This is a genomic window from Streptomyces sp. NPDC033229, assembly GCF_055576875.1.
The window spans coordinates 1-7,905 of record NZ_JBVIQR010000101.1; the positions used below are offsets into that span (position 1 = coordinate 1).

The window sequence follows — 7,905 nt, forward strand, 5'->3', positions numbered from 1 at the left end:
AGGCTGCCCTCCCCCCCTCCCCCCCCCCCCCCCCCCCCCCCTCCCCCCCCCCCCCCCCCCCCCCCCCCCCCCCCCCCCCCGGCCTGTGTCGCAGGCGGCCTTGACCCCCGTCCATGGCCGCCTCGTCTGTGGGGCCCGCCGTCATAGCAGGCGGGCCGAGCAGGACTCGCGCAGTTCGGTGAGCACCTCGTCGACCATGGGGTCGTGGTAGACGTCGGCGACGCGCGCCAAGTGCTCGTGTTCCTCGGCCGGATCGGCGCTGACGGTGACCACCACGCTGTCGGCGTGCGGCGTCGGCACATGTCCGGTGATCTGGTTCGCCAGGCCCCGGCGCAGGGCCGCGGCCTCCACCACCGCGGCGAGCCGGCGCTCGTCGAGCGCGGCGGCGGTCGCCTTCCGCCGGGCGATGACGAGGGTCTCGGGCTCCACATGGCGTCGGATGCCACGCTGGATGTCGCGGATCTCCGCCATCTGACGGTTGGCCCGCCACTCCAGGTCGGCGACCGGCCAGCGGCGGCTCCAGCGCGACTCCCCGATGGTGACCTCGGGGGCGTGCTCGGTGACGGCCCGCCACAGCGGGCCGAGCCGGCGCAGCCGGCGCCAGGCGGCGGCCCGGGGGCCGACGGCGGGCAGCGAGAAACCCAGGAGGACCAGCAGGGCGGCCACCGAGGCACTCATCGGCGCGACCCCGTTGGAGAGCCAGTACATCTCGTGGCCGGCCCAGCTGAGCACGAATCCGACCAGCTTGCAGGCGCAGTACAGCAGGCCGAGCCAGCAGCCGGCGGCCAGCGTCCGCAGGCCCTTGGCGAGCCAGGAGCGGCCGAGTTGGGCGGCGTAGCGCGGGCACAGGGTGCCGAGTCCGGCGAGGCTGACGCCGAAGATGGTCAGATACAGCACCAGGAAGGCGACGACACCGGGCGCGTCGGCGTAGGCGGTGGAGAAGTCGCGGGGGTGCTCGACGGCGTCGGGGCGGCCGACGGCGAAGCAGACGATCGCGGCGGTCCACGCCACGGCCACGGTGATCACGGCGAACCGGGACCGGGCGGCCGCGCGGGCCTTGGCCGCCTCGTCGCCTCGACCGGTCCAGCGCAGCAGCAGCACCGTGGCGCCGGAGGCGAAGAGCACGACCGCGGAGTACAGGAAGACCATCGCCAGATTGGCCACGCCCGTCAGCCGGTCGAACCAGCGGTAGACGCTGGGCGCGGAGAAGAGGAAGACGATGGGGACGCCCGAGGTCATGAGGGCGGTGAGGCCGAGGTCGGTATTGCCGCGGTCGCGGAACCAGGCACGGGCCTTGTAGCCGACGATGGCCCAGGCGATGGCGCTGAAAGTGAGGTAGAGGGCGTCAAACACCGGCGTCCCCTCCCCTGTCCCGTGTGGCGTCGCCGCGGTCGTCGGTGTCGTTGTCGTGCGCGCCCGCACGGGTGTCGTCGCGCGGACCGATGCCCGTCTCGGGGCGTACGGCGCCCCCTTCGCGCAGTTGGCGGCGCACGTGCTGGAGCGCGGGCCCCAGCGAGGCGGCGAGCTCGGCCGCCTGGCCCTCCAGCGGCAGGTCCTGGCCCGGCGGCGGAGGCACCACCCGCTCCATGAGGAGGGTGCCGAGGATCTCGGTCTCGCGCTCGGTGAGGTTGTCGTAGCAGTGGTGACGGGCGAGCCCCATCGTGAGGCCCATCCGGCGCATGGCGGTGGCCACGTCGACCGACGGCGTCCACATCTTGAGCGCGTCCTCGGTGACGGCCGGGTCCTGGTCGTGGCCGAGGATCAGGTGCCCGATCTCGTGCAGCACGATGTGCACCTGGTGCCAGGGCGAGGTCTTCTGCTCGTAGAACACCCAGAACGCGTCGTCGGTGGTGGCCGTCATGCCCGAGACGACGCCGTCCAGGCTCATCGGCACCAGACGGATGGGACGGCCCACCCGGCGCGCGACGACGTCGCACATGCCCTGGAGATCGGTCGACGCGGGCAGCGCCAGCTCATGGATGAGCTGCTTGCACCGTCGCCGTATCCGCCCCACACGCATGCTTGCACCGTCCTCGTCCTCGGAACGCCGCCAGGTATAGAAGAGCCGGTCATCCGCCATGACGGTCACGGGCGTCCGTCACCGCCCGCGTCGGGCGGGTCGGCGGGCAGATTCATCTGCTGCCGGAACTGACAGATGATCGTGGTGAGGCTGTCCTGCACTTCCGGCGGCAGTCCCACCGAACGCAGGGCGATGCCCCTGACGCGCTGATCCCTCATGGCGACGAGGAACCGGACCTCCTCCTCGACCCGCGCGGCCTGGGAGGCCGAGAGGTCGCCCATCAGATAGCCGACCGGCACGGCGAAGAACTTCGCCAGCGCCCGCAGCACATCCGGGCTGGGGTTGGCCCGTCGGCCGTTGCGCAGCATCGACAGATACTGCTCGGTCAGCGTGATCCCGCCGTACTCCTCGGTGCCGCGGCTGATCTCCTCGGCCACGTGCCCGTTGGTGTACGGCGCCCCCGGCGGATGCATGTTCGCGAACAGGTAGTTGAGCCGCTCCGCGAGCGGGCTGCCCACGTCACCTGCCGACCTGTCGCCCCCGACTGCCATCTGCTCCGTCCTTCGGACTCTTCCTCCACGGCACCTCACGGCCAGTTAAGCCCGCCCCGGCCGCGATAGGCATCCTGCCACGGGAAGAACGCCTCGCACTAGTCCACCCCTCAGGAAAGGCGGGTCCGCGACTTAACCAGGAGTTGATGGACCGGTGAACAAGCTGGTCGACAGGGAAGCGTCGAGGGTTTCGGGAACATTCCCCGACCGGATCGCGGCGGGCCCCGGGACGAGGACGGTCCGGGCCTTCCGGGCACGCCGAAGAGCGCCCTCGCGGTCAGGCGGGGCGCAGGGGGCGGCAGGGCGGCTCCGGCGGGTGCCGCACGGGGCCGACTACGCCAGGGCCTGTCCGGCGGATCGTCGCGGGCTCCCGACGCCTGGCACCGGGGCACCCCGAGCCGCTCGCTGATCCACGAAGGTCCGCCGGACAGGCGCTAGTTGGACGTCCAGGTGATGTCCCTGCCCTGGACCAGACGGCCGATCCGGGCGTTCCCGGAAACGGAGTTGTTCACCTGGCTGTTGTCGACGCTCAGGTGCGGCCGGGCGCTCTCGGCCCAGGCCCGGAACTCCGCGGCGAAGCCCGGGTTCTGGAGTGCCTGCGCGAAGAGCAGCGCGGACAGCGACCGGACCTGCTCGTCGTCGGCGGGGTCGAGGGGGAGCATGGCCGTGGCACTGTCGTCGTCTCTCTCCCGGCCGAAGGTGCGGCGGGCGAGGTCCACGAGGGAGCCCCACGCCTGGCGTCCCGCCTCGGTGCCGACGGAACCCGCGGCGGCGGTCACCGCGGTCGTGATCGCGCCCAGAGACAACGGATCGACCATGAGCCAACTCCCCACCCTGCAGTCGGAATCTTCGCAGTCGGACACATCCCCGCCGCGACAGGGTACCGCTCGGCCCTATTCGAACGGGTGATGTCGTCCCGTGTGTCGCGTGTCTCGCTTGCGCGACCCGGTGGTGTCACGCTCGCCTCGTACGTGTCCGCACTCCCGTACGCCCGTCCGTCATCGGCGCCTCGGAATCGGCGGATGTGCATCGGCGGATGTGTATCGGCATCAGATCGGTATCAGAGAGGAACCCGTTCATGGACAGACGTTTCGCCCTGCGCGGCCTCGCGGCCCTGTTCCTCGGGCTGCTGGCCGCGACACTCCCCGGCCCGGCCGCGCTCGCCACGGCCCCGGTCGCCACGGCTGCGGGCGGCTCGCCCGGGAGAGCCGCGGCCGCCTCGGCCGACGCCTACTGGACGCCCGAGCGGATGGCGGCGGCGCGGCCGGTGGCCACCGGCGGGAAGCGGCAGCCGGCCGTCGCGGACGAGCCGGTGCCGCCCAGCCGCCCCTTCGACGGACTTCCGCAGGTGGGCACCTTCTTCTGGACCGACGGGCAGAACGTGGGCCGGTTCTGCGGCGGGACGGTGGTCCGCAGCCCGCACCGCGACCTCGTGGTCAGCGCCGCGCACTGTCTTCGGTCGCCGAGCCCGAAGCTGCGGCTGTCGTTCGTGCCGCAGTATCACGACGGCCTCAAGCCGCACGGCGTCTTCCCGGTCGAGCTGATCTACATCGATCAGCGCTACTACGACCTCGGTACGGGCGGTGGCGCCCGCTGGGACTACACGGTGGTCCGGCTCGGTACCCGCGAGGACGGCACGGAGGTGCAGAGCGCCGTCGGCGGCTTCGACCTGCTGCCCTACCCGGGCTACCGGCACGACGACGTGCGACTGATCGGCTATCCCGGCAACAGCGACACCAAGTACCCCAAACCCCTGGACTGCAGCTCCGCCACACACCGCTACACCAGCACGGACCCGGGCGCGCCGGGTGACTTCCTGGAGATCCCCTGCGCGGGCTATGTGGGCGGCACCTCGGGCGGGCCGTTCCTGGTGCGCGGCCCGCGAGGGTACGCGCTGATCGGCGTCATCGGCGGCTACCACACCGGTGGTGACACACCGGACATTTCCTACAGCTCGTACTTCACCCGCGACCTGCTCGCCCTGTATCTGCACGCCGTCCACGGCGATCCGCCCGCCCGTCCCGCGTCCGCGTGAACGAGCCCCTGTAAACGAGTCCGCGTGAACGAGTCCGTGTGAGGGCGGCGCGCAGCGGGACGCGCCCGTGGTCACGAGGACCACGGGCGCGTCGGGAGGGGTGGGTGGACCGCCGGGAACTCAGCTCCCCGCGGGGGGACGGGTGGTCCAGCGGGGCCGTCGGGTGAGGGTGTACCCGCCGATGGCAGCGAGCGCGCCGAGCACGGCGCCGCCCACGGTCCACACCCAGCGGTCCGAGAACCAGCCGCCGTTCCAGCCGTCCTCGGGTTCGGAGACGGCCGCCGCGTGCAGCGGGGCGCCCAGCTCGCCGCCCTCCGCGCGCGGTCCGCCGGCGTCGTTCGCGGTCGCCTCGACCTCGGCCCGTACGGGCTGCCCGAGGTCGCGGTCGGGGATGTCGGTGACGGTGAGCCTGATGTAGTACGCCCCGGGGAGCGGGTCGTTGGCCCAGCGCTCGGACCAGGGCCGTACGGTTCGCAGGTGGCAGGTCACGGTCACCGTGGCGTCCTGGGCCGATGCCTTGTTGGTCGGCACTCCGGCGGCGCACGCCTGACGGCGGCGCAGCCCGTCGAAGACGTCCAGCTGCCAGGTGGCCGAGCCGTGCCGCGCGGCCGATTCCGGCAGCTTCACCGTCGCCTTGACGATCGGCCGCTGGCCCGCCCCGGCGGGGAACTGCCAGTAGAGGTAGTCACCGGTGGACGCGTCGGCCGTGGCCTTCTGGCCCTGCTTGACCGCCGTCGCGGTGCGGAAGGTGGTTCCGGCCTCGGTGGGCGCGTCCCGCTCGGTGGCGGAGGGGCTCGGGCTCGCGTCGTCCGCCGTGGCGGCCGTCGCGGAGGCGAACAGGGCGGCCGCGGCGAGCAGCACGGAGGTCAGCACTCGTGTCGTACGCATCAGTTCGTCCTCCACACCGAGACACGCCAGCGGGACAGCCAGCCCCAGAGCAGACCGGCGATCAGACCGGTCAGGACCAGTACGACCAGCAGCACCCAGCCCCGGCCGAGGCCGAAGGCGGCCAGGTCGGAGGGGTCGTCCGGGGCGTCGACGAGGTCGACGGCCAGCTCTACGGGGAGACCGGGGTCACGCTTGACGGAGGCGGGGGCGGAGAAGGAGTGCGAGACCTCCAAACAGACGGTCCGCGCCTGCTTGTCCTCGCCCTTCTTCCCCTCGGCGATCGGGTAGCGCAGGCCCGCTGACATGACGTCGGTCCGCCCGCTGCCCGCGTCGGTGCCACGCACCAGCTCCCGGCCGCTGTCGTCCACGGCGCGCACCAGCACCCCGTAGTCGGGATCGACGGCGCGATCCGCAGCGACGCTCACCGACGTGCGCAGCTCCTGGCCGGGCGTCACCTTGACGCGGTACCAGCGGTGCTGGCCGAAGGTCGAGCGGTCGGTGTAGACACCGGCACCGAGTTCGGGCGCCTTCGCGCACTCGGCCGCGCCCTGGGTCGCCTTGGGCGTCTCGACGGGGTCGGCCGCACGCCGCACGAGCTGCTTGATGCGGCCGGACAGCTCCTTGGTGTGCCGCACGGTGGTGTACGTCCCACCGGTGGCCTCGGCGATGCAGCTGAGCTGCTCGCGCGTCTTGTCGTCGTGGGCCAGCCCCAGGGTGTCGACGGTCAAGTGGGTGCCCTTGGCAGCCAGTTCCCGGGCCACGTCACAGGGGTCGGGCTGCCCGCAGGAGTCCTCGCCGTCGGTGATGAGCACGATCCTGCGCGTACCGCCCCCGACGTCGAGGTCGGCGTCCGCACCGCGCAGCGCGTACCCGATGGGCGTCCAGCCCGTGGGCCGCAGCGTGGCGACAGCCGCCTTGGCCTCGGTCCGGTTCACCGGCCCGACGGGGTACAACTGCTTGCTGTCCTTGCAGCCCAGCTCCTTGTCGTCACCGGGGTAGTTGGCGCCGAGGGTGCGAATGCCGAGCCGCACATCGTCCGGAACGGCGTCGATCACCTCGTTGAACGCCTGCTGGGCCGCCGCCATGCGCGACTGCCCGTCCACGTCCCGGGCGCGCATCGAGCCACTGACGTCGAGCACGAGCTCGACCTTCGGGGAGTTCTTGGAGGGTTCGTCGGCGGCGTTCGCCGGCGCGGTTCCCGCGGCCAAGGCGGCGAGCAGGGCGCACGCGCCCGCCGCCAGCCGTTTTCTGATGATCATCCAAATGATCCTAGTGAGCACCGGGCGGCAGCCCCAAAACGCGAGGTGCGGGCGCGGGCCGGCCGGACCGCGGCGCGGGGGCCGGCGTTGCCCACCACGTCGCATCCGTTGTCCTGAACCCCGGCCGCGGCGAGGATGGAGGGTATGGGGAGTCCGGGAGAGTCGGCGCCGCACGGGGCTCGGGACGCCGCCGAGTTCGTCGCTTCGATGCGGCGGCTCAAGGCTCGGTCCGGGTTGACCTTTCGGCAGTTGGAGGAGCGGGCGGCGGCGCGGGGGGACGTGCTGGCGCGCAGCACGCTGGCCGACGCGTTGCGGCATGAGGCGTTGCCGCGAGTGGAGACGCTGACGGCGTTCCTGCGCTACTGCGGAGAGGAGCACAACACCGGGGCCTGGCTGGAGGCCCACAAGCGGCTCTCCGTCGCGGACGTCCCTGCCTCCGGGCCGGACCGCGAGCCTCCTTCCCGGTGGCGCACGCGGTCGTTCCGCGTCGCGACGGCCGCCGCGGTGGCGGTGCTCCTGGCGGCCGGGGGTCTTGCCGGGGCGCGGTACTTCGACGGTCGGGGGCCGGACGGGCCGTCCGCCGCCGGTGCGGCGAAGCGCTGCCGGAACGGCACGTGCGAGGGGAAGGATCCGCGGGAGTTCCAGTGCCTCGGTGACGCCGAGGTGGCCTCGGCCGTCAAGAGCGCGGAGGGGCTGATCTACCTGTACCACAGCGCGTATTGCCAGGCGTTGTGGGCGGGAATCGGGTCGGGCGCGGACAAGGTCGTCTCCGTCCATGTGAAATCGGGCGGCGGAGACGCCCTGTCGCTCAAGCGCGACCGATTGCTGGGGGATCCGGCGGTGATCGGGTCGGCGCGCACCCCCATGCTGCCCTCGAAGGGGCTGCCGCGGCATGCCGAGGTCTGAGTCGCCTACCGCGACATGGAGGCGTGCACGGGCAGCGACGGCATGAGCAGGGTGAAGCCGTACCCGTCCGCCTCGTAGCTCTCCCCTGTCCGCGACGAAGACCTCCCCTTCGCGAGGAGGTCTTCCTGCGTCACCGTGGGATGGCCGCGGGCCTAGACGAGTCATTCCGAATGCTGACGGTGTGTCCGGGAACGCAGACAGGGCGTCCAAGATCGTTGTGTGACGAACAACCTGGACGCCCTGCTG

At 72.2% G+C, this 7,905-nt stretch carries 9 protein-coding genes; 2 read left to right on the forward strand and 7 right to left on the reverse strand.

From position 1 onward, the window contains the following. Positions 1-141: 141 nt before the first annotated feature. The 4 genes from ACZ53N_RS35435 to ACZ53N_RS35450 form a co-directional block, all read right to left on the reverse strand. Positions 142-1,353: an MAB_1171c family putative transporter gene (locus ACZ53N_RS35435; RefSeq protein WP_469144865.1), complete on the reverse strand. Its 1,212-nt coding sequence runs from the start codon at positions 1,351-1,353 to the stop codon at positions 142-144. Next, positions 1,346-2,080, reverse strand: a complete 735-nt coding sequence (locus ACZ53N_RS35440; protein ID WP_469144866.1) for a hypothetical protein — start codon at positions 2,078-2,080, stop codon at positions 1,346-1,348. The genes ACZ53N_RS35435 and ACZ53N_RS35440 overlap by 8 nt, the downstream gene beginning before the upstream one ends. A 5-nt stretch (positions 2,081-2,085) precedes the next feature. Next, entirely contained in the window at positions 2,086-2,571 is a 486-nt protein-coding gene (locus ACZ53N_RS35445; RefSeq protein ID WP_130881230.1) for a helix-turn-helix domain-containing protein, read from the reverse strand. Positions 2,572-3,005: 434 nt separating this feature from the next. Further along, entirely contained in the window at positions 3,006-3,389 is a 384-nt protein-coding gene (locus ACZ53N_RS35450; protein WP_469144867.1) for a hypothetical protein, read from the reverse strand. A gap of 260 nt (positions 3,390-3,649) precedes the next feature. Between ACZ53N_RS35450 and ACZ53N_RS35455 the strand changes: the two genes are divergently transcribed. Then, a complete protein-coding gene (locus ACZ53N_RS35455; protein ID WP_469144868.1) occupies positions 3,650-4,606 on the forward strand; it encodes a trypsin-like serine peptidase in 957 nt (318 codons plus the stop codon). Positions 4,607-4,726: 120 nt separating this feature from the next. On the opposite strand, the gene ACZ53N_RS35460 is transcribed toward ACZ53N_RS35455, so the two are convergent. Further along, positions 4,727-5,494 carry a hypothetical protein gene (locus ACZ53N_RS35460; RefSeq protein WP_469144869.1) on the reverse strand — a complete coding sequence of 256 codons (768 nt, stop codon included), beginning with the start codon at positions 5,492-5,494 and terminating at the stop codon, positions 4,727-4,729. Further along, a complete protein-coding gene (locus ACZ53N_RS35465; protein WP_469144870.1) occupies positions 5,494-6,753 on the reverse strand; it encodes a VWA domain-containing protein in 1,260 nt (419 codons plus the stop codon). The genes ACZ53N_RS35460 and ACZ53N_RS35465 overlap by 1 nt, the downstream gene beginning before the upstream one ends. Positions 6,754-6,897: 144 nt before the next feature. Between ACZ53N_RS35465 and ACZ53N_RS35470 the strand changes: the two genes are divergently transcribed. Further along, on the forward strand, positions 6,898-7,659 hold the full coding sequence (locus tag ACZ53N_RS35470; protein ID WP_469144871.1) for a DUF2690 domain-containing protein: 762 nt from the start codon (positions 6,898-6,900) through the stop codon (positions 7,657-7,659). Positions 7,660-7,664: 5 nt separating this feature from the next. Here ACZ53N_RS35470 and ACZ53N_RS35475 read toward each other — a convergent pair whose 3' ends face one another. After that, the gene (locus ACZ53N_RS35475; protein ID WP_469144872.1) at positions 7,665-7,793 is read right to left on the reverse strand and encodes a hypothetical protein; all 129 of its coding nucleotides are present in this window, start codon (positions 7,791-7,793) and stop codon (positions 7,665-7,667) included. Between the last annotated feature and the right edge of the window lie 112 nt (positions 7,794-7,905).